Consider the following 25,553-nt stretch of genomic DNA (forward strand, 5'->3'; position numbering starts at 1 on the left):
GCACGCACCGAAATCAGGCGGGCAGGCGGCGGTTCAGCAGCAACGCCGCCAACCCGGCCAGCGCCAGGACGAACGCACCCAGCCGCAACCAGCCGGTGCTGGCGTCGCCGCGGATGGTCTCGAAGCCGATCTGGTCCTGCAGCGTGGCGTAGACCTCCTTGAGCTGGGCCAGGCTGGAGGCGGTGTAGGCGCTGCCGCCGGACAGGTCGGCGATCTTCTTCAGCGAGTCGTCGTCGACCGGCACCGGCTGGCGCTGCTCGTTGATCTCCACGTAGCCGTAGGCGGTGCCGAACGAGATCGTCGAGACCGGCACGCCCTGGTCCTTGGCGGTGCGCGCCGCGGTGAACGCACCCTTGGGGTTGTCCGGGTTGGACGGCACCGTCTCCTTGCCGTCGGAGAGCAGCACGATGCGGGCCGGCGGAGGGGTGTCGCCGCCACCGATGACCGCACCGACCGTCGCGATCGCCTGCAGCGCGGTGAAGATGCCCTCGCCGGTGGCGGTCCGGTCGGCAAGTTGCAGCTTGTCGATTGCCGCCTTGGTGGCCTCGCGGTTGGTGGTGGGCGAGGTCAGCACCGTCGCGGTGCCGGCGTAGGCGATCAGGCCCAGGTTGATGCCGGCGGTCAGCTCGTCGGCGAACTGCTTGCCGGCCTCCTGCGCCGCGGCCAGCCGGGTGGGTTCGACGTCGGTGGCCCGCATCGACTGCGACACGTCGATCACCAGCATCACCACCGCACGGTTACGCGGAATGCGGATGTCGTGGGTGGGGCCCGCCATCGCGACGGTGAACAGCACCAGCGAGCTGATCAGCAGCACCGCCGACAGGTGCCGCCAGCGGGTCGGCGTCTTGGGTGCCACCCTCTCCAGCAGCTCCATGTTGGCGAACCGCAGGATCCGCCGCTGCCGCGCCAGCTGCATGAGGATGTAGAGCCCGACCAGTCCCAGGATCACCAGCAGGAACAGGAAGAACCAGGGGTGGGCGAAGCCGGACAGCGTCATCGGCCCGAGTAGCGGCAATGTCATAGCAGACCTGTCTTGTCCATCGGGGCGGGTTTAGGCCATGCCTGCCAGCGCGCCGCGCCGGCGGGACTCGACGAATCGGACGATGTCGGCGATCCAGTCCCGGTCGGTGCGCAGCGACAGCAGCGGGGCCCCGCAACTGCGCAGGGCGCGCGCGACGTCGGCCCGGTGCGCTGATGCCGCCCGGGCGAAGTCGTCACGCAGCTTGGCGTCGATGGTGAACTCGCGGGTGACGCCGGATTCGGTGTCCTGCAGCACCACGTCGCCGACGTCGGGCAACTCGACGTCGCGCGGGTCGAGCACCTCGATGCCCAGCACCTCGTGGCGCGCGGCGATCGCCCGCAGCGGGCGCATCCAGGTGATCGGGCCGAGGAAGTCGCTGATGATCACCGCCATGCCGCGGCGCCGTTCCGGCCGGCGCAACGCGTCGATGACGGCGCCCAGGTCGCCGCGTACCCCGACCGGGGCCCGCGGAATGGTGGCGATGGTGCGCAACATCGTCTGCTCGTGGTTGCGGCCGGAGCGCGCCGGTATCCGCACCACCTTGTCGCCGTTGGCCACCAACGCGCCCAGCCGGTTACCGCCGCCGCTGTTGAGGTAGATGATGGCCGCCGCGGCCGCCACCGCCATGTCACGCTTCTCGCAGGTCGCGGTGCCGAAGTCCATGCTGGCCGACATGTCGACCACCAGCCACGTCTCCAGCTCGCGGTCGGCGATCATCTGGCGGACGTGCGGATGGGTGGTGCGGGCGGTCACCGACCAGTCCATCCGGCGCACGTCGTCGCCGGGCTGGTACAGACGCGACTCGCCGGGTTCGGAACCCGGCCCGGGGATCAACCCGAGGTGGTCGCCGTGCAGCACCCCGTCCAGCTTGCGTTTGACGGTCAGCTCAAGGGTTCGCAGTGCGGCGGCCAGTTTCGGGTCGCTGATGCCGCCCCGCAGCATCGACGGCGGCGCGTTGGGTGTGTCCGGATCGGGCGACCCGGTGCCGGGCTCGCTCACCGACCGCTGGCCGCTGCCGCCGCGGTCGGGGCGCCGGGAGGCGCCTGGTGCGGTTGCTGCTGCTGCGGCACGGCGTTCACCTGGGGCAGCGGCACGGTCTGCAGCACCCGGTTGATGACGATCTCCGAGGTGATCTCGTCGGCCAGGGCGTCATAGGGCAGCACCAGCCGGTGCCGCAGCACGTCGGGGATGACCTCGATGACGTCCTGCGGGATCACGTAGTCGCGTCCGCGCACCAGGGCCAGTGCCCTAGACGCGGAGATGATGCCCAGCGAGGCACGCGGCGACGCCCCGAAGGACAGCCAGTTCTTGACGTCGGGCATACCGAACTGTTCGGGGTGGCGGGTGGCGGTGATGACACGCACCACGTAGTCGACCAGCGCGTGGTGCACGAAGTTGTTGGCCGCCAGCGTCTGCAACCGCACCAGGTCGCCGGTGCCCAGGATCTGCTTGGGCTCCGGCGGGGCGACACCCATCCGGTAGATGATCTCGCGCTCTTCTTCGGGCGAGGGGTAGCTGACGTTGATCTTGAACAGGAAGCGGTCGCGCTGCGCCTCGGGCAGCGGGTAGACACCCTCGTGCTCGATCGGGTTCTGGGTGGCCATCACCAGGAACGGGTTGGGCAGCGGGAAGCTCTTGCCGCCGATGGACACCTTGCGCTCCTGCATGACCTCCAGCAGTGCCGACTGCACCTTGGCCGGCGCCCGGTTGATCTCGTCGGCCAGCAGGAAGTTCGTCATGACGGGGCCGAGTTCGGTGTCGAACTCCTCGCGGCCCTGCCGGTAGATCCGGGTGCCGATGATGTCGGTGGGCACCAGGTCCGGGGTGAACTGGATGCGGGCGAAGGACCCGCCGACCACCTTGGCGAACGTCTCGACGGCCAGCGTCTTGGCGACACCGGGTACGCCCTCCAGCAGCACGTGGCCCTTGGCCAGCAGCCCGACCAGAATGCGCTCGACGAGCTGATCCTGACCGACGATGACTCGCTTGACCTCGAAGATGGCCCGCTCCAGCGCATGTACGTCGGCGGCCAGCCCGCTACCGCTCCCCTCGGCACCGGCCGAACCCGGGAATCCGCCGGCGCCCGCGGGCGTCCCATCCGATGACGTCATCGAGAAATCCTCCACACCTGTCGGTCAGACACAATTGGGGCAGCGTCGTGCCCGCGTTTCACTATTCCAGGGATCACAGCATCCGTCGACGTACGGGCCCGTCAGTACTCGATGATGCGGGTCAGGTACGGGGTCATTCCGGCGGTCCGCACCGGGCTGACCACCACCTTGCCTTCGCTGCCGGAGGCTTCCAGCATCTTTCCGCCGCCCAGGAACATGGTGACGTGCTGGCCGCCGCCGGGCCCGTAGAACATCAGGTCGCCGCGGCGGGCCTGGCTCGGCGGAATGTGCCGGCCGGCGTTGTACTGGTCGCCGGAGAACCGCGGGATCAGCACGCCGACACCGGCGAACGCGTAGCGCATCAGACCCGAGCAGTCGAAGCCGACGGTGCCCGCCCCGGAGTCGATTCCCTTGCTCGGCCCGGTCAGCGATCCGCCGCCCCAGGAGTACGGCACGCCCATCTGCGAGCCGCCGCGCCGGATGACGTATTCGATGGCCTGCTTGCCGTGCACCCGCTGGCCGGGCGAGATGTTGCTGGCGTCGCCGACGTTGAAGCCCAAGCCGGACAGGAACTTACGCCCCAGGTCCATGGTGGTCTGGGTGGCATTCGCGGTCGCCTGCAGCGATGCGTTGGCGATCGCCAGCGGGTCGCCGGGCGCTCCGGCGCTGATCATGGCGGGCAGGGTGGGGTCCCATCCCGGGTCCGCCGCGGCCGGCCCGGCCACGCTCAGCATCATCGGGATCGCCACCAGCAGCGACCCGACGGCCCGGGACAGGCCCCGGGTAAGACGTAGTGAACTCTGTCGCATTCGCTCCACCGTCAGTATTCGATGTATCGGACAACAAAGGGCGTCATGCCGCTCTTACGCACCGGCGACACCTTCACGGTCTGGCCCACGTCGGGGGCCTCCAACATGGCACCGTTGCCCAGATACAGCGCCACGTGCTGGCTGCCGCCCGGACCGTAGAAGATGACGTCGCCGCGGCGTGCCAGCGCGGTCGGGATCTGCCGGCCCATCTTGTACTGCGCGCCGGAGTAGTGCGGCAGCTTGATACCGACCCCGGCGAACGCGTACAACACCAGGCCAGAGCAGTCGAAACCCACAGTGCCCGAACCAGATCCGATCCCACGCCCCGGTCCGGCCGCGGTACCGCCGCCCCACGAGTAGGGCACGCCGCGCTGCGAGAGCCCGCGGCGGATCACGTACTCAGATGCCTGCCGGCCGTAGACCCGCGGGATCTGGCCGTTGTTGATGCCGGTGGATTCGGGGCGGGCCAGCCCGATCGACTCCAGGAACTTCTGGCCCAGGTTCGCGGTCACCTGCGCCGAGGTCTGGGAGATGCCGAGCACCTGGTTGATCACCGCCACCGGGTCCCCGGGAACGTTGGCGCTGGGCACCATCGGCAGCGTCGGGTCCCACGGACCGTCCCACCGCGAGGCTTGGCCGGCGGGCGCGGGCCCGGCGGGATTGCCCCACCGGTCGGCTTGGGCGGGCGCGCCTTCGGCAGGCGCCGAGGCGGGCTGCTGGGGACGTGCAGCGGCCAGCCTGACCTGCGCCTGCTCGCGCTGGGCGGCCAGCCGGTTGATCTCGGCCTGCTGTTCGCCGAACTTGCGGTGGGTGTCGGTGAGCGCATTGACCGCGGCGTCCTGGCTGGACTGCGCGTCGGCGACGGCCTGCTCGGCCTTCTGCTTGGCCAGCCGGGCGGCGGATTCGGAGTTGATCTGCTCGGTGCGGGCGCGCTTGAGGGTGTCGATCGCCTGCTGGGAGCTGAGCGCCAGGGTCTGGCCGGCGGCGGCGGCGGCGATCATCTCCGAAGGGTCACTGGCGGTCAGGTAACTGTCGGACGGCCCGTTGACGTAGGTCGAGACCGCAAAGGTGTTGTACCGCTTCTGCGCGGCGACGATCGCGGCGTCAGCGTCGGCGATGGCCTGCCGGCCGGCTTCCACGTCGTGTTGGGCGGCGGCGGCGTCGTCACGCGCGGACTGCAGGTCCACCAGCGCCTTGTTGACGCTCTCCTTCTGTTGCTGGATCTGGGCGCCCAGGTCCTGCAGCTGCTGGTTGGCCTCGGCGACGTCGGCGATCAGCGCGGCGATGCCGTCGGGGTCGGCCGGTTGCGCAGTGGCCAGGCCCGGGGTGCCCAGCAGCATCGCGGCGCTGAGCACCGAGGCGACCGCGGGTTGGGTGAGCCGGACGGTGAGCCCCGAGGCGGAGCCATCGGAGCCACAGCGGGTGCGTCTCATTCGGCTGGTATCTCCTCGGACTCTGGGCAGTCGGTGCCGCGCTTCGGCCGGTGACAAATAGCACTGATACAACAGCTACGACTTTTGAACCATACGTCACATCTGTCACTAGAGAAACGTTCGTAACAAACTACGTTGTTGTAATTAAGCCGGTTGTGACCAACCGGTGACACAATAATTTGCTAGACCGTCAGTATTTGCGGCAGGCAGCCGCTGACATAGACCGCGAACTGCCGATATCCCCTAGTCGGCTGCGCCAACCCCGGCGTCTGCGCGTTTGCTGCGCCGTTGCAGCCAGCGGGTTCCGACCGCGGCTGCCGCGACCCCCATCAACAGCACTACCGTCAGGCCCGTCCAGGGCAGATCGGTGCTTTCAAGCTCGTGCAGGAAATGCCGCGCCGACACCACCGGATCACCGGTTTTGGCATGGTCCTCGGCGGCCTCCAGCTTGGCCCGGTAGAACTGGCCGCTGTAGCTGCCGACGTAGTTGGGGCTGACCACCAGCACGGTGGCATCGGGGTAGTCGTAGCCCACCACGGTGGCGACGTCGCGCAATGCGGTGTCCATACCGGGGTTCCGCGCGACCTCGACGATCTTCAGGTCGATGCCGGCACGGCCCGCATCGGCGACCACCTCGCGCAGGGCGGGCACGTCGGACGCCGGCGCGCTGACCCCGTCCCCGGCGACGTCCATCTTCACCAGCGTCATGCACTCGTCCGGCGGCATGGCCGGGTCGAGGCCGACGGTGATGCAGAGCTCGCCGGGGATGTAGGCCGGCGGGTGCTGGATCGTCACGGTTGACGACGGTATCAACCCCGCGCAGGTGAGGGGAACCTTACTTCATACAGGACAAACGTACTGTTAGAGTGAGTCCGCCCGGTGGCGCGGACCCGTCGCCGGATGAGAACTCGATCCCGGGGAGCGGAAGTGACCAGCACAGATTCGGTGAATTCATTCGGAGCGCGCGACACCCTCACCGTGGGTGACACCGATTATCAGATCTACCGCCTGAACGCCGTTCCCGGCACCGAGAAACTCCCCTACAGCCTCAAGGTGCTGGCCGAGAACCTGCTGCGCACCGAAGACGGCGCCAACATCACCAAGGACCACATCCTGGCCCTGGCCAACTGGGACGCCTCGGCCGAGCCGAGCATCGAGATCCAGTTCACCCCGGCCCGGGTCATCATGCAGGACTTCACCGGCGTGCCCTGCGTGGTCGACCTGGCCACCATGCGGGAGGCCGTCGCGGCCCTGGGCGGCGACCCGAACAAGGTCAACCCGCTCTCGCCGGCGGAGATGGTGATCGACCACTCGGTCATCCTCGACGTGTTCGGCTCGGCCGACGCCTTCGAGCGCAACGTGGAACTGGAGTACCAGCGCAACTCCGAGCGGTACCAGTTCCTGCGTTGGGGCCAGGGCGCTTTCGACGACTTCAAGGTCGTCCCGCCGGGCACCGGCATCGTGCACCAGGTCAACATCGAGTACCTGGCGCGCACCGTGATGGTGCGCGACGGTCAGGCCTATCCCGACACCTGTGTGGGCACCGACAGCCACACCACCATGCAGAACGGCCTGGGCGTGCTGGGCTGGGGCGTCGGCGGTATCGAAGCCGAGGCCGCCATGCTGGGCCAGCCGGTGTCGATGCTGATCCCGCGCGTCGTCGGCTTCAAGCTGACCGGGGAGATCCAGCCGGGCGTGACCGCCACCGACGTGGTGCTCACCGTGACCGACATGCTGCGCAAGCACGGCGTGGTCGGCAAGTTCGTCGAGTTCTACGGCAAGGGCGTGGCCGAGGTGCCGCTGGCCAACCGCGCCACCCTGGGCAACATGAGCCCCGAATTCGGCTCCACCTGCGCGATCTTCCCGATCGACGAAGAGACCATCAACTACCTGCGCCTGACCGGGCGCACCGACGAGCAGCTCGCGCTGGTCGAGGCCTACGCCAAGGCCCAGGGCATGTGGCACGACGTGGACAACGAGCCCACCTTCTCCGAATACCTGGAGCTCGACCTGTCCACCGTGGTCCCGTCGATCGCCGGACCGAAGCGCCCGCAGGACCGGATCCCGTTGTCGGAGAGCAAGATCGCCTTCCGCAAGGACATCCACGACTACACCGACGACGCGGTGGCCGAGAAGGTCCCGACCGGTGGCGCCACGGTCGGTGCCGCAGCCGAGCTCAGCTTCGCCGACGACGACGCCGTGCGCATCCCGTCCGCGGCCAACGGTTCCGAGGGCCGGCCGAGCAAGCCGATCCGGGTCAAGAGCGAGCGCGGCGAGTTCATCCTCGACCACGGCGCCGTCGCCGTCGCCGGTATCACCTCCTGCACCAACACCTCCAACCCGTCGGTGATGATCGGCGCGGCCCTGCTGGCGCGCAACGCCGTCGAGAAGGGCCTGGCCTCCAAGCCGTGGGTGAAGACCAACATGGCCCCGGGCTCGCAGGTGGTGACCGACTACTACGAGAAGGCCGGCCTGTGGCCCTACCTGGAGAAGCTCGGCTTCTACCTGGGCGGTTACGGCTGCACCACCTGCATCGGCAACACCGGTCCGCTGCCGGAGGCCATCTCCAAGGCGGTCAACGACGAAGACCTGACCGTCACCGCGGTGCTCTCGGGTAACCGCAACTTCGAGGGCCGCATCTCCCCCGACGTCAAGATGAACTACCTGGCCAGCCCGCCGCTGGTCATCGCCTACGCCCTGGCCGGCACCATGGACTTCGACTTCGAGACCGACTCGCTGGGTAAGGACAACGACGGCAACGACGTGTTCCTGCGCGACATCTGGCCGTCGGCCCAGGAGATCGACGACACCATCAAGAGCACGATCAGCCAGGACATGTTCCGCAAGTCCTACGCCGACGTGTTCAAGGGCGACGAGCGCTGGCGCAGCCTGGCCACCCCCGACGGTGACACCTTCGACTGGGACGACTCGTCGACCTATGTGCGCAAGGCTCCCTACTTCGACGGCATGGCGCTGGAGCCGTCGCCGGTCTCGGACATCTCCGGCGCCCGGGTGATGGCGCTGCTGGGTGACTCGGTGACCACCGACCACATCAGCCCGGCCGGTCCGATCAAGCCGGGCACCCCGGCCGCGGACTACCTCGACGCCCACGGCGTGGCCCGCAAGGACTACAACTCGCTGGGCAGCCGGCGCGGTAACCACGAGGTGATGGTCCGTGGCACGTTCGCCAACATCCGGCTGCAGAACCGGCTGTTGGACACCATCGGCCTGGAGGGCACGCAGGGCGGCTACACCCGGGACTTCACTCAGGAGGGTGGCCCCAAGGAGTTCATCTACAACGCGTGCGTGAACTACCAGAAGGCCGGTATTCCGCTGGTTGTGTTGGGCGGCAAGGAATACGGATCGGGTTCGTCGCGGGACTGGGCGGCCAAGGGCACCACGCTGCTGGGCGTCAAGGCCGTGATCACCGAGTCCTTCGAGCGCATCCACCGCTCCAACCTGATCGGCATGGGCGTGATCCCGCTGCAGTTCCCGGCCGGCGAGTCCGCCGCGTCGCTGAAGCTCGACGGCACCGAGATCTACGACATCACCGGCATCGAAGAACTCAACGCGGGCAAGACCCCGAAGACGGTGCGCGTCAAGGTAACCCGGGCCGACGGAAGCGTCACCGAGTTCGACGCCGTGGTGCGCATCGACACCCCCGGTGAGGCCGACTACTACCGCAACGGCGGCATCCTGCAGTACGTGCTGCGCAACATGCTCAAGGCGAAGGATTCCGCGTAGGCGGATAGCCCCGGATGCCCAGGGTCAGCGAGGATCATCTGGCGGCCCGGCGCCGTCAGATCCTTGACGGCGCCCGGCGCTGCTTCGCCGACTTCGGCTACGACGGCGCCACGGTGCGGCGGTTGGAGCAGACGATCGGACTGTCGCGCGGGGCGATCTTTCACCACTTCCGCGACAAGGACACGCTGTTCTTCGAGTTGGCGCGCGAGGACGCGGAGCGGATGGCCGACGTCGCCTCTCGCGAGGGCCTGATCGGTGTCATGCGGGACATGCTGGCGGCGCCGGAACAGTTCGACTGGCTGGCCACTCGGCTCGAGATCGCGCGCAAGCTGCGCCACGATCCGGAGTTCAGCCGCGGCTGGGCCGAGCGGTCAGCCGAATTGTCCGCTGCGGCAACAGATCGCCTGAGCCGGCAGAAGCAGGCCGGCCGGCTGCGCGACGATGTGCCCGGCGATGTGTTGCACTGCTACCTGGATCTGGTGCTCGACGGCCTGGTGGCCCGGCTGGCCTCCGGCGAAGACCCCCAGCGACTGTCCGCGGTCTTGGATCTGGTGGAGGATTCGGTGCGGCAGCGCTGACCCCTGCGCAAGCGTGCCCGTACTTCTCCTCGCGCGAGCGTGCCCGTACTACTCCTAGCGCGAGCGTGCAGAAATGTCCGCCCCCACCTGCGTTTTGCCGAACAACTCTGCACGGTCGCGCGAGTAAATTCAGCGGTGGCGGCGGTGGTTGGGCCCGCCGCGGCTGCGCATCGTGCAGCCGGCTTCGCGCAGCAGGCTGTGCACCGTGCCGTAGGAGCGCCCGGTCGAGGCCGCCAGGGTGCGGATACTGGCCCCGCTCTCATAGGCACTGCGCAGTTCGACCTTCAGCCGATCACGTAGCTTGTTCGGCTTCGTCGTCGTCGCCACGTCCACTCACCATCCCCTCGCCGCTCCGATGGGGTTCAGCGTAGGAACGCGGCACCGAAACCGGGCGACTTTGCCCGAAATGCAACCGGTTACAGGGCTTAGGCGAGTTCGATCAGGTCGCGGTACTCCGGCGACCAGTGGTCCTCGGTGCCGTCGGGCAGCAGCACCACCCGCTGCGGGTCGAGCGCCTCGGCCGCTCCGGGGTCGTGGGTGACCAGCACCACCGCACCGGCATAGCTGCGCAGCGCGTCGAGCACCTGCTCGCGCGAGGCCGGGTCGAGGTTGTTGGTCGGCTCGTCGAGCAGCAACACGTTGGCGGTGGAGGCCACCAGGCCGGCCAGGGCCAGGCGGGTCTTCTCACCGCCGCTCAAGGTGCCCGCCGCCTGATCCAGCTGCGCCCCGGTGAACATGAACGCGCCCAGCAGCCCGCGCAGATCCTGCTCGCCGGTGTCGGGTGCGGCGTGCCGGATGTTCTCCCAGACGCTGGCCGCGTTGTCGATGGTGTCGTGTTCCTGCGCGAAATAGCCGATCTTGCAACCGTATCCGGGCTCCAGTTGTCCGGCGTCGGGGGTTTCGACCCCGGCCAGCACGCGCAGCAGCGTGGTCTTGCCGGCACCGTTGAGACCCAGCACCACCACCCGTGAGCCCCGGTCGATGGCCAGGTCCACCCCACTGAACACCTCCAGCGAGCCGTACATCTTGGTCAGTCCACTGGCCATCAGCGGCGTCTTTCCGCACGCAGCCGGGGTGGGGAACTTGATCCGGGCGACCTTGTCGGCGACGCGCTCTTCGTCCAGGGCGGCCAGCATCCGGTCGGCTCGACGCAGCATGTTCTGCGCCGCAACGGCTTTGGTGGCCTTGGCGCCGAGCTTGGCGGCCTGGGTACGCAACGCGGCCACCTTGCGCTCGGCGTTGGCCCGCTCCCGACGGCGGCGCTGCTCATCGGTGGCCCGGGCGTCCAGGTACTTCTGCCAGCCCATGTTGTAGACATCGGCCTCACCGCGCACCGCATCGAGGAACCACACCCGGTTGACCACGTCGGCCAGCAGATCCACGTCGTGGCTGATCAGCACCAGTCCCCCGCTGTGGTTCTTGAGGAAGTCTCGCAGCCAGCCGATCGAGTCGGCGTCGAGGTGGTTGGTCGGCTCGTCGAGCAGCAGCGTGGTGCCCGAACCGGCGCCGCCGGATCCACCCTCACCCGCGGCGAACAGGATGCGGGCCAGCTCGACCCGGCGCCGCTGCCCGCCGGACAGGGTGCGCAGCGGCTGGGTCAGCACCCGCTCGGGCAGGCCCAGGCTGGTGCAGATCCGGCCCGCCTCGCTCTCGGCGGCATAGCCGCCCAGTGCCGAGAAGCGCTCTTCGAGTTGACCGTAGCGGCGGATGGCCCGGTCACGCTCGGCGTCGTCGACCACTTCGGCCATCAGCACCTGCTGCTTCTCCAGGTCGGCCAGGATCTGATCGAGGCCACGAGCTGAGAGCACCCGGTCGCGGGCCAGCACGTCGAGGTTGCCCTCCCGAGGGTCCTGAGGCAGGTAGCCGACCTCACCGGTGCGGGTGATGGTGCCCGAATAGGGCTCGCCCTCACCGGCCAGGATGCGCAACGTGGTGGTCTTTCCGGCGCCGTTGCGGCCGACCAGACCGATCCGGTCGCCGGGCTGCACCCGCAGCACCGAGTCCACTGAGTCGAGCAGGGTGCGCGCTCCGGCGCGGACCTCCAGGCCCGTTGCGGTAATCACGCGCGCGTACTCCTGAACTATTTGTCGTCAGTGAAGACCGGTGGACGCTTCTCGGCGCGCGCAGCGACGGCTTCCTCGAAGTTGCTGGTCAGCAGGCGCACGTAGAGCTGTCCGAGCCCCTCGGCCTGCATGTGCCCCTCCAGACTACCGGCATCGAGTCCGCTCCAGAGCGTCCGCTTGGTCAATTCGGTCCCCGGCCGGGAGAACCCCGCGATCCGCTCGGCCAGCTCGTAGCAGGTCTCGAGCAGTTCCGGCTGTTCGACGACCCGGGACACCAGGCCGATCCGCTCGGCCTCGGCGGCGTCGACGTCGCGGCCGGTGAGCATGATCTCGAACGCCCGCGACGCGCCGATGGCCCGCGGCAGCAGGTAGCTCAGGCCCAGCTCGCTGGCGGTCAGTCCGTTGTTGATCCCGGCCGCCCGGAAATATGCGCCCGACGCGGCGACCCGGATGTCGGCCGCCAGCGCCAGGCACAGTCCGCCACCGATGGCGGCGCCGTTGACCGCGGCGATCACCGGCTGGTGCAGCCGGCGCAGCGACAAGATGATGTCGTCGAGCAGCTCCATCGACCGCAGGCCGAAAGCCGGGCGGGTCAGTCCGGCCACGTGGGGCACCGACCCCGCGGACTTGTGGTCGGCGCCGGAGGAGAATCCCCAGCCGGCTCCGGTCAGCACCACCACGCGGACCGCGTTGTCGTAGCCGATCTCGGACAGCACCTCGCGCAGCGGCACCATCACGTCGAAGGCCATGGAGTTCATCCGCTCCGGGCGGTTCAACGTGATCAAGGCGACGTGCGGCCGCGGACGGTCGACCAGGACGTACTCGGATGTGGTGGTCACCGCTGCACGCTATCGCGTGCGGGCCGTCAGACCTGGTCGGGCTTGTCCTGAGCGGCCATCGCAGCTTCCAGGTCGAGGTCCTTGACCTGCTGGACGAGGTGCTCGAGGGCCGCTGCCGGCAACGCGCCGGCCTGGTTGAACACCAGGGTGCCCTTCTTGAACGCCATCAGCGTGGGGATCGAGCGGATCTCGGCCGCGGCGGCCAGCTGCTGCTCGGCCTCGGTGTCGACCTTGGCGAACACCACGTCGGGGTGGTTCTCCGAGGCGGCGGCGAATGTCGGCGCGAACTGCCGGCACGGGCCACACCAGGACGCCCAGAAATCGACCAGCACGATGTCATTGCCGGCGATGGTTTCTTCGAATTGCGCAGCGGTCAGGTCTTGAGTTGCCATGATTGCCCTAACGCCCGGACACCCCGTGGTGTTCCCACCGCGGCCGGGCGGGCCCGGAATCGGCATACACAGCGCGCACACAGCTGAGGGCAAGCTGGCCGCTAACTCCACCGTCGACGGTGGTGACACGGTCCGGCGGCACCCGTCGCCTTGACGAATGGAGAAACCCGATGGCCCCCAGCACCACCACCCCGGCGTTGCGCACGCTGACCGGCGCAGCCACCCTGTTCGCCGCAGCACTGCTGACCCCGGCACTGGCGCACGCCCAGGGCGACCACGTCATCGGCTCGGTCGCCTCGGCCTCGGCCTCGGGCAACACCTTCGAGGTGGCCGGCTCGGCCGGAACGGTCACCGTCAATCTGGCCGACGGCGCCCGGGTACTCGAGTCGGTGCCCGCCCAGCGCGCCGAGATCACCACCGGCACCTGCATCAAGGCCGGTGCCACCCCCGACAGCGCACCCGCCGACAGCGGCGCGATCACCGCCAAGTTCGTGGCGATCACCGCCACCGTGGACGGTAAGTGCCCGCAGCGCCCGGCCGACGCTCCGGCGGTCGCACGCCACCACGGCGTCCGCGGTGTGGTCGAGTCGGTCTCCGATGACACCGTGACCGTCAACGGGCCGTCGGGGCCGACCACGGTCACGATCAACGACGCCACCCACGTCCGGCGGATGATCGCGGTCAGCGCGCCGTCGATCAGCGCGGGCAAGTGCGTGGCCGCCCGTGGCGCCACCGACGGCGACGGCGTGCTGCAGGCCAGCCGGGTGACGGTGTGGAACGGCAACGGCAACTGCCCCACGCCGCCGGCCTAGGCCGCTACCCCAGCAGCTTGCCGTAGGTCTGGCGCCCCATCAGGTAGGTCGCCTCGACCGCCACGTCACGCAGTTCGCCGGGCGGAACACGCCGCGGATTGGCCGACAGCACAACCAGATCGGCGTACTTGCCGGGCTCCAGGCTGCCGATCTCGGTGTCCAGCCGCAGCTGCCAGGCGGCGTTGAGGGTCTGCGCCCGGATCGCCTCGTCGATGCCGATCCGCTGCTCGGGGGCCAGCACCCGGCCGCTGCCCTTGGCGATCCGGTTGACCGCGGTGGCGATGTTGCCGATCGGGTCGGGCGGGGTGACGGTGCCGTCGTTGTGGAACGACAGCCGCAGGCCGGCGTCCATCGCCGAACGCGCCGACATCCAGGTTGATCCGTGTTCCGGCCCGAACAGCTTGTCCACCAGCACGTCTCCCCAGAAGTAGACGTGCTCGATGAACATGCTCGGGGTGACGCCCAGGTGCGCGGCGCGCGCGCACTGCTCGGGCGTGATGGCGCCGACGTGTTCGATGCGCGGCCGCAGTGCCGGTGGCACCTTCGCCTTCTCGAAGGCATCCAGTACGACGTCGATCGCGGCGTCGCCGTGCACATGCACCGAGACCTGCCAGCGCTGGTCGATGAAAGCCGCCGTCAGCTGCTGGATCTGTTCTGGGCTGTAGTTCATCTGACCGCGGTGGCCCGGCCCCAGCTCCATGCTCGCGGTGGTCGCATTCGTCAGGTACGGGAAGGTGGTGAAGATGTTTCCCTGCCACGGCGATCCGTCGGCCCAGATCTTCATGCCGATCTTGTCGAACAGCACATCGGCACCGGACCGCTTGCCACGCACATGATTCGGGGTGTCGGCCAGCTCCTGGGTGCCGACCTCGTAGGCACGCACCCTGATCGCGCAGTCTTCCTGCGCAGCAAGCTTGGAGTACACCTCCGCCTGCGTCCGTGAGTCATAGGAGTGCTCGGTGGCCGTGGCGATGCCCGCCCGCGCCAGCTGCGCGTACGCCCAGCGCAGATTGTCGCCGGCATTGGCCGTGACGGCACCGAAGAACGGCGCGGCCAGCGCCATCAGCGCCGCCACTTCGCGCACTTCGCCGGTCAGCTGCCCATCGGGCCCGCGCATGAACTGTGCCCCAACCGGATTGGGGGTGGTCTTGGTGATCCCCGCGGCGGCGAATGCGGCGGTATTGGCGTAGGCGGCGTGCCCACTGTTGGAGATGATGACCACCGGGTTGTTCGGTGCCAGCCGGTCCAGTTCCTTGCGGCTGAACGGTTTGAGCCCGGTCTGCAGCAGCGGGTCGACTCCGTTGAGCAGGATCGGCTGCCCCTTGGGGGTGTCGTCCACCGCCTCGGTGAGCTTGGCGAACACGCCGCCTGCGGTCGATACGGTGAAGGGCCGCACGTCGATCGCCGGGGGCGCCAGCGTGGTCCCCATCTCGAACGGGTGACCGTGCGGTTCGATGAACGCCGGGAGCAGGGCACGCCCTCGCAGATCGACGACGGTGGTCCCCGAACCCCGCAGTCGCAGCACGTCGTCGCGCGAGCCGACCTTGACGATCCGCCCGCCGCTGACCGCAAGCGCCTCGGCCTCGGGGACACCGGGAACCACGGTCACCACCGGGCCGCCGACGAAGATGGTGTCGGCGCCGGGGCCCCGTGGTCCGCACGCCGCCAGGCCACCGACTGCCGTTCCGGCCGCCGCGGCGGCCATTCCGGCCATGAACCGTCGCCTACTCGTCGTCACCCGTGTCCGATCTTCCTCGGTCGCAGACCGCCGCTCGACGGTTCCCGCGACGAGTATGTCAGTACTGGGTGCCTCAGACGGTGAAGCCGACGGCGCGCATCATCTCGCGGCCCTCATCGGTGATCTTGTCCGGTCCCCAGGCCGGCTCCCAGACCCAGGTGAGGTCGAGCGCCTTGACCAGACCGGCGCCCACAGTCGCGTTCTCGACCTGCTCGTAGATCATGTCCTGCAGCGGACATGCCGGCGAGGTGAGCGTCATGGTGACCACCGCAGCCGCGCCTTCCTCGTCCTGGCGGATGGCCAGGTCATAGACCAGCCCCAGATCCATGACGTTGATGCCGATTTCGGGGTCGATGACGTCGTGCATCGACTCCTCCACCTCGGCCAGCAACTCGTCCGATGCGGTTTCGCTCATTGCTTCATCTCCTGGGTTGTCCCGCTGACGGATGCCAGCGCCTGTTCCTCTGTCTTCGCCAGCGCTTGGGCGAGCGCGTCTTTGAACGCCATCCAGCCGAGCAGGGCGCACTTGACCCGGGCCGGGTACTTGGCCACGCCGGCGAACGCGACGCCGTCGCCGAGCACATCCTCGTCGCCGTCGACGGTTCCGCGCGAGGAGATCATCTCGTGGAATGCGTCGAACTTCGACAGTGCTTGCGGCACAGTCAATCCGATCAACTCCGACGCCAGCACCGAGGTGGCCGCCTGCGATATCGAGCAGCCCTGCCCGTCGTAGGAGATGTCGTCGACCCGGGTGCCGTCGGCCGAGAGCGCCACTCGCAGCGTCAGCTCGTCGCCGCAGGTGGGGTTGACGTGGTGCACCTGCGCGCCGAACGGCTCCCGCAGGCCGCGGTGCTGCGGATGCTTGTAGTGATCGAGGATCACCTCTTGGTAGAACTGCTCAAGACGCAACGTCTCACGCTCCCCCGAAGAATTCCACGGAACGGCGAACGCCCGCCAGCAGACGCTCCACCTCCTCGTGGGTGTTGTAGATCGCGAACGACGCCCGCGCGGTGGCGGCCACATCGAACTTGCGGTGCAACGGCATGGCGCAGTGATGACCCACCCGGACCGCGACGCCGTCGTCGTCGAGCACCTGACCCACGTCATGGGCGTGCACACCGTCGATGACGAACGCCACCGGCGAACCCCGGTCGGCCATGGTGGTGGGCCCCACGATGCGCACCCCGGGGATGGCGGCCAGGCCGTCGAGTGCGGCGGCCACCAGCTCGCGCTCGTGGGCCGCCACCACGTCCATCCCGATCGCATCCAGGTAGCGGGCGGCCGCGGCCAGTCCGACCACCTGCGAGGTCATCGGGGTGCCGGCCTCGAAGCGTTGCGGCGCCGGCGCATAGGTGCTCGACGCCATCGTCACAGTCTCGATCATCGACCCGCCGGTAAGGAACGGCGGCAGCGCCGCCAGCAGCTCACGCCTGCCGTAGAGCACGCCGATCCCGGTGGGTCCCAGCATCTTGTGCCCGGAGAAGGCGGCGAAGTCGACGCCGAGGCCGTGGAAGTCGACCGGCTGGTGCGGCACCGACTGGCAGGCGTCCAGCACGGTCAGCGCACCCACCGCGCGGGCCCGCGACACCAGCTCGGCGACCGGGGCCAATGCGCCGGTGACATTCGAGTGATGGGTGAACGCAACAACTTTGACCCGCTCGTCGAGTTCCAGCGAATCCAGGTCGATACGGCCGTCGGGCGTCACCTGATACCAGCGCAGCGTGGCGCCGGTGCGCCGGGCCAACTCCTGCCAAGGGATCAGGTTGGCGTGGTGCTCCAGCTCGGTGGTGACGATGACGTCGCCGGGGCCCACAGAGCCGGCAAAGCGGTTGTCCCCCAGCACATACGCCAGCAGGTTCAGTGATTCGGTGGCGTTCTTGGTGAACACCAGCTCATCGGGCTGGGCGCCGACGAACTCCGCGATGGCGGAGCGACCGTCCTCGTAGGCGTCGGTGGCCTCCTCCATGAGCTGGTGTGCCCCGCGGTGCACCGCACCGTTGGAGTGCAGCAGGAACTCCCGCTCGGCATCGAGCACCGGCAGCGGACGTTGCGAGGTGGCGCCCGAATCCAGGTAGGCCAACCGGCTTCCGCCGCGCATCACGCGGTTCAGGATGGGGAAGTCCGCCCGAATCGCGTCGATGTCCGGCATCACCGGGCGACTGACCGAGAGCGTCATGGCTCAGGCTCCCGCCGCTGCCGCCCCGACGAACCGCTCGTAGCCGTTGGCTTCGAGTTCGTCGGCCAGTTCCGGCCCGGCGGACTCGACGATCCGCCCGCCGGCGAATACGTGCACGAACTGCGGCTGGATGTAGCGCAGGATCCGGGTGTAGTGCGTGATGACCAGTACGCCACCGTTGTCGGTCTGCTGGTAGCGGTTCACACCTTCGCTGACCACTCGCAGCGCATCGACGTCCAGACCCGAGTCGGTCTCGTCCAGGATGGCGATCTCGGGCTTGAGCAGGCTCAGCTGCAGGATCTCGTGGCGCTTCTTCTCACCACCGGAGAACCCTTCGTTGACATTGCGCTCCGCGAAGGCGGAGTCGATGCCCAGCTCGGCGAACGCCGCACGCTGCTCCTTGATCCAGGCCCGCAGCTTCGGCGCCTCGCCGCGCATCGCGGTCACCGCGGTGCGCAGGAAGTTCGACATCGACACACCGGGCACCTCGACCGGGTACTGCATGGCCAGGAACAGGCCCGCCCGGGCGCGCTCATCGACGGTCATCGCCAGCACGTCCTGGCCGTCCAGGGTGATCGACCCGGACGTCACGGTGTACTTCGGGTGACCGGCGATGGCGTAGGACAGCGTGGACTTGCCCGAGCCGTTGGGCCCCATCAGGGCGTGTGTCTCGCCGGAGCTCACGGTCAGGTCGACGCCGTGCAGAATCGGGATCGCCGCGGCGCCCTCATCGCCGACGCCGCCCGGCGACACGCTCACGTGCAGGTCCTTGATTTCCAGTGTGCTCATTGCTGTTTCGAGTCCTTAGATCTTGACGGTTAGTTGTTCTCGGTGACTGCGAGTTCACGCTCGACGGCCTCGGTGAGACGCTCCTGCACGAACGGCACGGGGATCTTGGCGATGATCTCGCCGAAGAAGCCCCGCACGATCAGCCGGCGTGCCTGCTCTTCGGGAATTCCGCGGGCCTGCAGATAGAACAGCTGCAGGTCGTCGAATCGTCCGGTGGCACTGGCGTGCCCGGCCTGGATGATCTCGCCGGTCTCGATCTCCAGGTTGGGAATCGAGTCCGCCCTGGCGCCGTCGGCCAGCACCAGGTTGCGGTTCACCTCGAAGGTGTCGGTACCCACCCCCGCGGCGCGGATCAGCACGTCGCCGACCCACACGGTGTGGGCGTCGGGAAGATCCGAATCGGGATCCCCTTGCAGCGCACCCTTGTAGAGCACGTTGGACCGGCAGTTGGGCTGGCTGTGGTCGACCAGCAGGCGCGATTCCAGGTGCTGACCGTCGTCGGCGAAGTACAGCCCGAGCATCTCGGCGTCGCCGCCGGGCCCGTCGAAGCGCACCCGGCCGGTCAGCCGGACCAGCTCGCCACCGAGCTGAACTGCGCTGTGACGCAACACCGCATCCTTGCCCAGCGCCGCGTGGTGCATGGTGACGTGCACCATGTCGGCTTCTGATTCGGCGACCCAGACCACGGTCAGCTGCGCGCTGTTGCCGACCACGAATTCGACGTTGTCGGCGTAGGTTCCGCCGCCCCGCACGTCGATCACGACGGTGGCCTGTGCGAGTTCCTCGGCGCGCACCTGCAGATGCCCGTAGGCGACCGCTCCGGCACCCGGGCCGGTGACGGTGATCGTGATCGGCTCGGCGATGTCGGCGCCCTTGGGCACGGTGACCACGGTCGCCTCGCGGAACGCCGAGAATGCCTGGGCGGCAACCCGATCTGCGGGCACGCCCGCGGCACCGAGCCGGTCATCGCCGCGCTGAACGGTCTCGATGCGCACCGCCGCGTCAGCCGTCACCTCGATGGCCGCACTGGCCGCTGCGACCGCGGTGCCGTCGTGCAGGCCGCGCAGTCGCCGCAACGGGGTGAACCGCCACGCCTCATCACGGCCGTGCGGCACCTCGAATGCCTCCACGTCGAACGAGGTGAATGCGGTGCCCTTGTTGACGCCTTCGGCTGCCTCGGTCAGATTCGTCGTCACTCAGCCCACCGAGCCTTCCATCTGCAGCTGGATCAGCTTGTTGAGTTCGAGCGCGTACTCCATGGGCAGTTCCTTGGCGATCGGCTCGACGAAGCCGCGCACCACCATCGCCATCGCCTCGTCCTCGGTGATGCCGCGGCTCATCAGGTAGAACAACTGGTTCTCGCTGACCTTGGACACGGTGGCCTCGTGGCCGACGGTGACGTCGTCCTCGCGGATGTCGACGTAGGGATAGGTGTCGCTGCGGCTGACGTCGTCGACCAGCAGCGCATCGCATTTCACGCTCGACTTCGACCCGTGCGCGCCCTTGTGGATCTCCACCAGGCCCCGGTAGGAGGACCGGCCGCCGCTGCGCGCCACCGACTTCGAGACGATGTTGCTCGAGGTGTTGGGCGCCAGGTGCAGCATCTTGGCGCCGGTGTCCTGGTGCTGGTCCTCGCCGGCGAACGCCACCGAGAGCACCTCGCCCTTGGCGTGCTCGCCGGTCATCCACACCGCCGGGTACTTCATGGTGACCTTGGAGCCGATGTTGCCGTCGACCCATTCCATGGTGGCGCCCTCCTCGGCGCGCGCCCGCTTGGTCACCAGGTTGTAGACGTTGATCGACCAGTTCTGGATGGTGGTGTAGCGGCACCGGCCCCGGGGCTTGACGACGATCTCCACCACCGCCGAGTGCAGCGAGTCACTGGAGTACACCGGCGCGGTGCAACCCTCGATGTAGTGCACGTAGGCGTCTTCGTCGACGATGATCAGGGTCCGCTCGAACTGGCCCATGTTCTCGGTGTTGATCCGGAAGTAGGCCTGCAGCGGGATGTCGACGTGTACGCCCTTGGGCACGTAGATGAACGACCCACCACTCCACACCGCGGTGTTCAGTGCCGAGAACTTGTTGTCCCCAGCTGGGATCACCGTGGCGAAGTTCTCCCGGAACAGCTCCTCATGCTCCTTCAGCGCGGTGTCGGTGTCGAGGAAGATGACCCCTTGTGCCTCAAGGTCTTCCCGGATCTTGTGGTAGACGACTTCGCTCTCGTACTGAGCCGCGACCCCACCGATGTAGCGCTGCTTCTCGGCTTCGGGGATACCGAGGCGGTCATAGGTGTTGCGGATGTCCTCGGGCAGGTCCTCCCAGGTCTGGGCCTGCTTCTCGGTGGACCGCACGAAGTACTTGATGTTGTCGAAGTCGATGCCGGACAGGTCGCTGCCCCAGTTGGGCATCGGCTTCTTCATGAAGGTCCGGTAGGCGCGCAGCCGGGCTTCCAGCATCCACTCCGGCTCGTTCTTCTTCGCGGATATGTCACGCACCACAGCCTCGGAGATGCCCCGCTGGGCGGCCGCACCGGCGGCGTCGCTGTCGGCCCAACCGAATTCGTATCGGCCCAGCGACGCGATCGTCTCGTCCTGGCTCAGCGGCTCTGCGGCCACCGGCGAGGAAGCGGTGGCCTCCGGTGTGAGTGTCATGTGACGCTCCTTCGATGCTCGTCATGGCTTCGGTGCTCGATGCGCACCGAAGGTGGTGCTAGTGAAGCTTTTTGGCGACTACAGACTTGCCGGTCTTCGCCTTGTCGGTCAGTGGTACATGGGTGGTGCACACGTAGCCGCCGTCGGCGATGGTCGCCAACCGCTGTACGTGGGTGCCGAGCACTTCGGCCATGGCCTGACGCTCGGCCTGGCACAGCTCGGGGAACTCCTTGGCGACGTTGGCCACCGGGCAGTGGTGCTGCAGGATCTGCAAACCCGGAACCCCGCCCTCGACATGGGCGGTGGTGGCGGCGTAGCCGGCCTCGGTCAGCGCCGCGGCGATCCGTTCGGCCGTCGACTCCACCTCTCCGTCGGCGCCGGCGACCGCGGCCGCCACATTGCCCAGGATCGCGTCGATGCGCTTGCGCGCGAACGCGACCACCGCGTCCTCCCCGCCGATCTCCCGCAGTTGGCGCATCGCGGCCACCGCAAGATCGTCGTAGCGGTGCCCGAGCTTGCCGCGGCCCGCCTCGGTGAGCTGGAAGCGTTTCGCCGGCCGGCCCCGACCGACCTGCTGCCAGGCCGCCGCCGCGTGCGACTCGGCGTCGCCCATCTCGATCAGCGCGTCGAGGTGACGGCGCACGCCGGCGGCCGACAACCCCAGCCGGGTGCCGATCTCCCCCGCGGTGATCGAGCCGGATTCCATCAGCAGCCGGACCACCGCATGGCGGGTGCGGCCTTCGGGTGATTCGTGGCCACCGGCCAGGTCAGCGGGGTCGGGCAGAACCGGACCGCCGGGGCGCTGCCCGGCGGTTTCGGTATCGGCCTTGACCTCGGCCTGATCGGTGGCCTCGATTTTCACAACACCAGTGTGACGCAATTCCAGGGCGGGGTCTAGAAAGGGTTACCTCAGTTCGGCCCCGAAACACCGTTGCGCTCGTCACAGCCGGGCCCTACGGCCAGCGGGCAAGCGGCCGTTACGCTGCTGGGATGTCAGTCCGGCGGCACTCGTTGAGCACGTCGATCGCGCATCTGCACGGCGACGAGCGCACCGTCGGCTCCCCGCTCAATGCCGGTGAACTCATCGGCCTGCGGCGAACCCGGCTGTTGGGCGCGACCGGAACCGTGCTGATGGCGATCGGTGCGCTCGGCGCGGGAGCCCGGCCGGTGGTGCAGGACCCGACATTCGGGGTGCGACTGTTGAACCTGCCGTCGCGGCTGCAGACGGTGGCGTTGACCATGACGACCACCGGTGCGGTGATGATGACCCTGGCGTGGCTGATGCTGGGCCGATTCGCACTCGGGCGGCGCCGGATGTCGCGCAGTCAACTCGATCGCACCCTGCTGCTGTGGATGCTGCCGCTGCTGGTCGCCCCGCCGATGTACAGCAAGGACGTCTACTCCTACCTGGCGCAGAGCCAGATCTCCCGGCTGGGCCTGGACCCTTACCGGGTGGGTCCGGCACCGGCGCTGGGCCTGGATCACGTGTTCACCCTGTCGGTGCCCAGCCTCTGGCGCGAGACGCCGGCGCCCTACGGCCCGCTGTTCCTGTGGATCGGCCGGGGCATCTCGGCGCTGACCGGGGAGAACATCGTCGGCGCGGTGCTGTGTCACCGAGTGGTGGTGCTGGTCGGTGTCGGGCTGATCGTCTGGGCGGTACCTCGGCTGGCGGCCCGCTGCGGCGTGGCCGAGGTCAGTGCGCTGTGGCTGGGTGCGGCCAACCCGCTGCTGCTGATGCACCTGGTGGCCGGTATCCACAACGAGGCTCTGATGCTCGGCCTGATGCTGACCGGCACCGAGTTCGCCATGCGCGGCATTTCCGCGGCCCAACCGCTGCTGCCCGAGTTACGCCGACATCCGGGGGCCTGGATGCCGCTGGCCGAACTGGTCGCCGGCGCTGTGCTGATCACGATGTCATCCCAGGTCAAACTGCCGTCGCTGCTGGCGCTGGGCTTCGTGACGATGGCGCTGGGCTGGCGTCTGGGCGGTGATCTGCGGGCGTTTCTGCTCGCCGGCACCGGCATGACCGCTATCGCCGCCGCAATCACCGGCCTGATCGGCTGGGCCAGCGGGCTGGGCTTCGGCTGGGTCTTCACGCTGGGCACCGCCAACGTGGTGCGCAGCTGGATGTCACCGCCGACGCTGATCGCACTGGGCACCGGCCAGGTGGGCATTCTGCTGGGCTTGGGCGACCACACCACCGCGGTACTGTCGCTGACCCGTGGGATCGGCGTGTTGATCATCATGGTGGTGGTCCTCTGGCTGCTGCTGGTGGTGTTCCAGGGGCGGCTGCATCCGGTCGGCGGACTCGGTGTCGCATTGGGCGTCACGGTCCTGTTGTTCCCGGTCGTGCAGCCCTGGTACCTGCTGTGGGCGATCATCCCGCTGGCCGCCTGGGCCACCCGGCCCAGCTTCCGGGTCGCGGTGATCGCGGTGACGCTGGTGGTGGGCATCTTCGGCCCGACCGCCAACGGCGACCGCTTCGCCCTGTTCCAGATCGTGGACGCCACCCTGGCCAGCGGTGTCGTGGTGCTGACGCTGATACTGGCGACCCACCGCTGGCTGCCGTGGCGGCAGATGCCGGCCGAACGCCCCCGCCCTGCCGTCGCCGGCCCCGACCCCACCGCTGATTCCGTCGCGGCCGACGACGCTTACGCTGAGTCCCCGTGAGTTCAGCTGTCGCGGTGCGGTTACGCGGAGTGCGCAAGACTTTCGGCGCTGGTCCTTCGGCGACCGAAGCGGTCCGGGACCTTGACCTCGACGTGCACACCGCCGAGGTGTTCGCGTTGCTCGGCCCGAACGGGGCCGGTAAGACGACGACGGTCGAGATGTGCGAGGGCTTCGTGCGTCCCGACGCCGGCACCATCGAGGTACTCGGCCTGGACCCGGTCGCCGACAACGACCGGCTGCGGGAACGCATCGGGGTGATGCTGCAGGGCGGCGGCGGCTACCCGGCGGCCCGCGCCGGCGAGATGCTCAAGCTGGTGGCGTCGTACTCGGCGAACCCGTTGGACCCGCAGTGGCTGCTGGACACCCTGGGCCTCACCGACGCCGCCCGCACCACCTACCGGCGACTCTCCGGCGGCCAGCAACAGCGCCTGGCCCTGGCCTGCGCGCTGGTCGGGCGTCCCGAGCTGGTGTTCCTCGACGAGCCCACGGCCGGAATGGACGCCCACGCCCGGCTGCTGGTGTGGGAGCTGATCGACGCGTTGCGCCGCGACGGCGTGACCGTGGTGCTGACCACCCACCACCTGCGCGAAGCCGAGGAACTGGCCGACCGGCTGCTGATCATCGACCACGGCGCCGTGGTGGCCTCCGGCACGCCGGCGGAGCTGACCCGCAGCGGCGCCCAGGGCCAGGTGCGCTTCAGTGCACCGCCGAAGCTGGAGCTGTCGCTGCTGCTGGCCGCGTTGCCGGAGGGCTACCGGGCCAACGAGGTGCTGCCCGGCGAGTATCTGGTGGAGGGCCCGGTCAACCCGCAGGTACTGGCGACGGTGACGGCGTGGTGCGCTCAACTCGACGTACTGGCCACTGCGCTGCGGGTCGAGCAGCGCAGCCTCGAAGACGTCTTCTTGGAGCTGACCGGACGGGAGCTGCGCGCATGACCACAGCCGATCAGTCCTTCCCGCCCGGGACCTTCACCCCCGACCCGCGGCCCAGCCGGGTGCCGGCCATGTTGGCCGCGCAGTACCGGCTGGAGTTGACGCTGCTGCTGCGCAACGGCGAACAGCTGCTGCTGACGATGTTCATCCCGATCACCCTGCTGATCGGTTTGTCGGTGCTGCCGCTGGGTCCCTTCGGTGATGGCTCGGCCGAGCGCGCCACGACGCTGCTGCCGGTGATCATGTCGTTGGCGGTGATCGCCACCGCGTTCACCGGCCAGGCCATCGCCGTGGCATTCGACCGCCGCTACGGCGCACTCAAACGCTTGGGCGCCACCGCATTACCGGTGTGGGGTGTGATCACCGGCAAGTCGCTGTCGGTGGCGACGGTGGTGGTGCTGCAGTCGATTGTGCTCGGGGCCATCGGCGCCGTGCTGGGCTGGCGGCCCACGCTGGCCGGGCTGGGGTTGGGGGCGTTCGCGATCGCACTGGGCACGGTCTGCTTCGCGGCCTTGGGACTGCTGCTCGGCGGCAGCCTGCGGGCCGAGATCGTGCTGGCCATCGCCAACCTGCTGTGGTTCGTGTTCGGCGGATTGTCCGCGCTGACGGTGGAGAACGAGTTGGTGCCCGACGCGGCGCGCTGGCTGGCCCGGCTGACACCTGCGGGTGCGCTGACCGAGTCGCTGGCCCAGGCGCTGGCCTGCTCGGTCGACTGGTTCGGCTTCGCGGTGCTGGCGGTGTGGGGCGCACTGGCCGGGATCGCCGCGGTTCGCTGGTTCCGGTTCAGCTGAG

Annotated in this window: 24 protein-coding genes; 6 read left to right on the forward strand and 18 right to left on the reverse strand. The window is 68.6% G+C overall.

The annotated features are described in order from the left end of the window. Positions 1–13: 13 nt before the first annotated feature. The 6 genes from K6T84_RS09630 to K6T84_RS09655 form a co-directional block, all read right to left on the reverse strand. Positions 14–1,021 carry a VWA domain-containing protein gene (locus tag K6T84_RS09630; protein WP_225400145.1) on the reverse strand — a complete coding sequence of 336 codons (1,008 nt, stop codon included), beginning with the start codon at positions 1,019–1,021 and terminating at the stop codon, positions 14–16. A 30-nt stretch (positions 1,022–1,051) separates the two neighbouring features. Continuing rightward, on the reverse strand, positions 1,052–1,963 hold the full coding sequence (locus K6T84_RS09635) for a DUF58 domain-containing protein (protein WP_224865800.1): 912 nt from the start codon (positions 1,961–1,963) through the stop codon (positions 1,052–1,054). 53 nt (positions 1,964–2,016) lie between these two features. Continuing rightward, positions 2,017–3,132 carry a chaperone MoxR1 gene (gene moxR1, locus K6T84_RS09640; protein ID WP_225400146.1) on the reverse strand — a complete coding sequence of 372 codons (1,116 nt, stop codon included), beginning with the start codon at positions 3,130–3,132 and terminating at the stop codon, positions 2,017–2,019. 101 nt (positions 3,133–3,233) lie between these two features. Continuing rightward, on the reverse strand, positions 3,234–3,869 hold the full coding sequence (gene ripB / locus K6T84_RS09645; protein WP_408066085.1) for an NlpC/P60 family peptidoglycan endopeptidase RipB: 636 nt from the start codon (positions 3,867–3,869) through the stop codon (positions 3,234–3,236). An 83-nt stretch (positions 3,870–3,952) separates the two neighbouring features. Beyond that, complete coding sequence (gene ripA / locus K6T84_RS09650) at positions 3,953–5,374, reverse strand: NlpC/P60 family peptidoglycan endopeptidase RipA (protein WP_225396304.1); 1,422 nt, start codon at positions 5,372–5,374, stop codon at positions 3,953–3,955. A gap of 243 nt (positions 5,375–5,617) precedes the next feature. Beyond that, the gene (locus K6T84_RS09655; RefSeq protein ID WP_408066086.1) at positions 5,618–6,100 is read right to left on the reverse strand and encodes an Rv1476 family membrane protein; all 483 of its coding nucleotides are present in this window, start codon (positions 6,098–6,100) and stop codon (positions 5,618–5,620) included. A gap of 201 nt (positions 6,101–6,301) precedes the next feature. Between K6T84_RS09655 and acnA the strand changes: the two genes are divergently transcribed. After that, the gene (gene acnA / locus K6T84_RS09660) at positions 6,302–9,118 is read left to right on the forward strand and encodes an aconitate hydratase AcnA (protein ID WP_224860552.1); all 2,817 of its coding nucleotides are present in this window, start codon (positions 6,302–6,304) and stop codon (positions 9,116–9,118) included. 14 nt (positions 9,119–9,132) lie between these two features. Beyond that, a complete protein-coding gene (locus K6T84_RS09665; protein WP_224860554.1) occupies positions 9,133–9,696 on the forward strand; it encodes a TetR/AcrR family transcriptional regulator in 564 nt (187 codons plus the stop codon). A 129-nt stretch (positions 9,697–9,825) separates the two neighbouring features. On the opposite strand, the gene K6T84_RS09670 is transcribed toward K6T84_RS09665, so the two are convergent. The 4 genes from K6T84_RS09670 to trxA all read right to left on the reverse strand — a co-directional run bounded on the left by K6T84_RS09670 (position 9,826) and on the right by trxA (position 12,990). Further along, positions 9,826–10,023, reverse strand: a complete 198-nt coding sequence (locus tag K6T84_RS09670; RefSeq protein ID WP_225400149.1) for a helix-turn-helix domain-containing protein — start codon at positions 10,021–10,023, stop codon at positions 9,826–9,828. 98 nt (positions 10,024–10,121) lie between these two features. Further along, entirely contained in the window at positions 10,122–11,759 is a 1,638-nt protein-coding gene (locus tag K6T84_RS09675; RefSeq protein ID WP_225400150.1) for an ABC-F family ATP-binding cassette domain-containing protein, read from the reverse strand. Positions 11,760–11,776: 17 nt separating this feature from the next. Continuing rightward, the gene (locus tag K6T84_RS09680; protein WP_225400151.1) at positions 11,777–12,598 is read right to left on the reverse strand and encodes an enoyl-CoA hydratase; all 822 of its coding nucleotides are present in this window, start codon (positions 12,596–12,598) and stop codon (positions 11,777–11,779) included. 26 nt (positions 12,599–12,624) lie between these two features. Next, the gene (trxA, locus tag K6T84_RS09685) at positions 12,625–12,990 is read right to left on the reverse strand and encodes a thioredoxin (RefSeq protein WP_225400152.1); all 366 of its coding nucleotides are present in this window, start codon (positions 12,988–12,990) and stop codon (positions 12,625–12,627) included. A 170-nt stretch (positions 12,991–13,160) separates the two neighbouring features. On the opposite strand from trxA, the gene K6T84_RS09690 reads away from it, so the two are divergent. Further along, a complete protein-coding gene (locus tag K6T84_RS09690) occupies positions 13,161–13,802 on the forward strand; it encodes a DUF5666 domain-containing protein (protein ID WP_225400153.1) in 642 nt (213 codons plus the stop codon). A 4-nt stretch (positions 13,803–13,806) separates the two neighbouring features. Here the strand turns inward: K6T84_RS09690 and K6T84_RS09695 are convergent, their stop codons facing one another. From K6T84_RS09695 to K6T84_RS09730, 8 genes are all read right to left on the reverse strand, one after another. Continuing rightward, positions 13,807–15,516: an amidohydrolase gene (locus K6T84_RS09695; RefSeq protein WP_329786673.1), complete on the reverse strand. Its 1,710-nt coding sequence runs from the start codon at positions 15,514–15,516 to the stop codon at positions 13,807–13,809. A 97-nt stretch (positions 15,517–15,613) separates the two neighbouring features. Beyond that, positions 15,614–15,955, reverse strand: coding sequence for a metal-sulfur cluster assembly factor (locus tag K6T84_RS09700; RefSeq protein WP_225400155.1), 342 nt, complete (start codon positions 15,953–15,955; stop codon positions 15,614–15,616). Then, positions 15,952–16,449, reverse strand: a complete 498-nt coding sequence (sufU, locus tag K6T84_RS09705) for a Fe-S cluster assembly sulfur transfer protein SufU (protein WP_225400156.1) — start codon at positions 16,447–16,449, stop codon at positions 15,952–15,954. Before sufU ends, K6T84_RS09700 begins: the two co-directional genes overlap by 4 nt. A gap of 4 nt (positions 16,450–16,453) precedes the next feature. Then, entirely contained in the window at positions 16,454–17,716 is a 1,263-nt protein-coding gene (locus K6T84_RS09710) for a cysteine desulfurase (protein WP_225400157.1), read from the reverse strand. Between the two features lie 3 nt (positions 17,717–17,719). Continuing rightward, positions 17,720–18,505, reverse strand: a complete 786-nt coding sequence (gene sufC / locus K6T84_RS09715; RefSeq protein ID WP_225400158.1) for a Fe-S cluster assembly ATPase SufC — start codon at positions 18,503–18,505, stop codon at positions 17,720–17,722. 29 nt (positions 18,506–18,534) lie between these two features. Next, positions 18,535–19,701 carry a Fe-S cluster assembly protein SufD gene (gene sufD / locus K6T84_RS09720; protein WP_225400159.1) on the reverse strand — a complete coding sequence of 389 codons (1,167 nt, stop codon included), beginning with the start codon at positions 19,699–19,701 and terminating at the stop codon, positions 18,535–18,537. Then, the gene (sufB, locus tag K6T84_RS09725; protein ID WP_224860583.1) at positions 19,702–21,159 is read right to left on the reverse strand and encodes a Fe-S cluster assembly protein SufB; all 1,458 of its coding nucleotides are present in this window, start codon (positions 21,157–21,159) and stop codon (positions 19,702–19,704) included. Positions 21,160–21,217: 58 nt separating this feature from the next. Beyond that, entirely contained in the window at positions 21,218–22,021 is an 804-nt protein-coding gene (locus K6T84_RS09730) for a helix-turn-helix transcriptional regulator (RefSeq protein ID WP_224860585.1), read from the reverse strand. 128 nt (positions 22,022–22,149) lie between these two features. Between K6T84_RS09730 and mptB the strand changes: the two genes are divergently transcribed. The 3 genes from mptB to K6T84_RS09745 are packed head-to-tail and all read left to right on the forward strand — an operon-like array spanning position 22,150 to position 25,552. Then, positions 22,150–23,829 carry a polyprenol phosphomannose-dependent alpha 1,6 mannosyltransferase MptB gene (gene mptB / locus K6T84_RS09735; RefSeq protein ID WP_224860587.1) on the forward strand — a complete coding sequence of 560 codons (1,680 nt, stop codon included), beginning with the start codon at positions 22,150–22,152 and terminating at the stop codon, positions 23,827–23,829. Next, positions 23,826–24,764 (forward strand): ABC transporter ATP-binding protein, encoded by a 939-nt coding sequence (locus tag K6T84_RS09740; RefSeq protein WP_224860589.1) that lies wholly within the window; start codon positions 23,826–23,828, stop codon positions 24,762–24,764. The genes mptB and K6T84_RS09740 overlap by 4 nt, the downstream gene beginning before the upstream one ends. Then, positions 24,761–25,552 carry an ABC transporter permease gene (locus tag K6T84_RS09745; protein WP_224860591.1) on the forward strand — a complete coding sequence of 264 codons (792 nt, stop codon included), beginning with the start codon at positions 24,761–24,763 and terminating at the stop codon, positions 25,550–25,552. Before K6T84_RS09740 ends, K6T84_RS09745 begins: the two co-directional genes overlap by 4 nt. Position 25,553 lies beyond the last annotated feature (1 nt).

Source organism: Mycobacterium zoologicum (assembly GCF_020181635.2).
GTDB lineage: Bacteria > Actinomycetota > Actinomycetes > Mycobacteriales > Mycobacteriaceae > Mycobacterium > Mycobacterium zoologicum.

Coding starts and splice junctions, on each gene's coding strand:
- K6T84_RS09630 (WP_225400145.1), bottom strand. CDS start 1,021: ATGACATTGCCGCTACTCGGGCCGATGACGCTGTCCGGCTTCGCCCAC.
- K6T84_RS09635 (WP_224865800.1), bottom strand. CDS start 1,963: ATGCTGCGGGGCGGCATCAGCGACCCGAAACTGGCCGCCGCACTGCGA.
- moxR1 (WP_225400146.1), bottom strand. CDS start 3,132: ATGACGTCATCGGATGGGACGCCCGCGGGCGCCGGCGGATTCCCGGGT.
- ripB (WP_408066085.1), bottom strand. CDS start 3,869: ATGATGCTGAGCGTGGCCGGGCCGGCCGCGGCGGACCCGGGATGGGAC.
- ripA (WP_225396304.1), bottom strand. CDS start 5,374: ATGAGACGCACCCGCTGTGGCTCCGATGGCTCCGCCTCGGGGCTCACC.
- K6T84_RS09655 (WP_408066086.1), bottom strand. CDS start 6,100: ATGCCGCCGGACGAGTGCATGACGCTGGTGAAGATGGACGTCGCCGGG.
- K6T84_RS09665 (WP_224860554.1), top strand. CDS start 9,133: ATGCCCAGGGTCAGCGAGGATCATCTGGCGGCCCGGCGCCGTCAGATC.
- trxA (WP_225400152.1), bottom strand. CDS start 12,990: ATGGCAACTCAAGACCTGACCGCTGCGCAATTCGAAGAAACCATCGCC.
- K6T84_RS09690 (WP_225400153.1), top strand. CDS start 13,161: ATGGCCCCCAGCACCACCACCCCGGCGTTGCGCACGCTGACCGGCGCA.
- K6T84_RS09695 (WP_329786673.1), bottom strand. CDS start 15,516: ATGGCCGGAATGGCCGCCGCGGCGGCCGGAACGGCAGTCGGTGGCCTG.
- K6T84_RS09700 (WP_225400155.1), bottom strand. CDS start 15,955: ATGAGCGAAACCGCATCGGACGAGTTGCTGGCCGAGGTGGAGGAGTCG.
- K6T84_RS09710 (WP_225400157.1), bottom strand. CDS start 17,716: ATGACGCTCTCGGTCAGTCGCCCGGTGATGCCGGACATCGACGCGATT.
- sufC (WP_225400158.1), bottom strand. CDS start 18,505: ATGAGCACACTGGAAATCAAGGACCTGCACGTGAGCGTGTCGCCGGGC.
- sufB (WP_224860583.1), bottom strand. CDS start 21,159: ATGACACTCACACCGGAGGCCACCGCTTCCTCGCCGGTGGCCGCAGAG.
- mptB (WP_224860587.1), top strand. CDS start 22,150: ATGTCAGTCCGGCGGCACTCGTTGAGCACGTCGATCGCGCATCTGCAC.
- K6T84_RS09745 (WP_224860591.1), top strand. CDS start 24,761: ATGACCACAGCCGATCAGTCCTTCCCGCCCGGGACCTTCACCCCCGAC.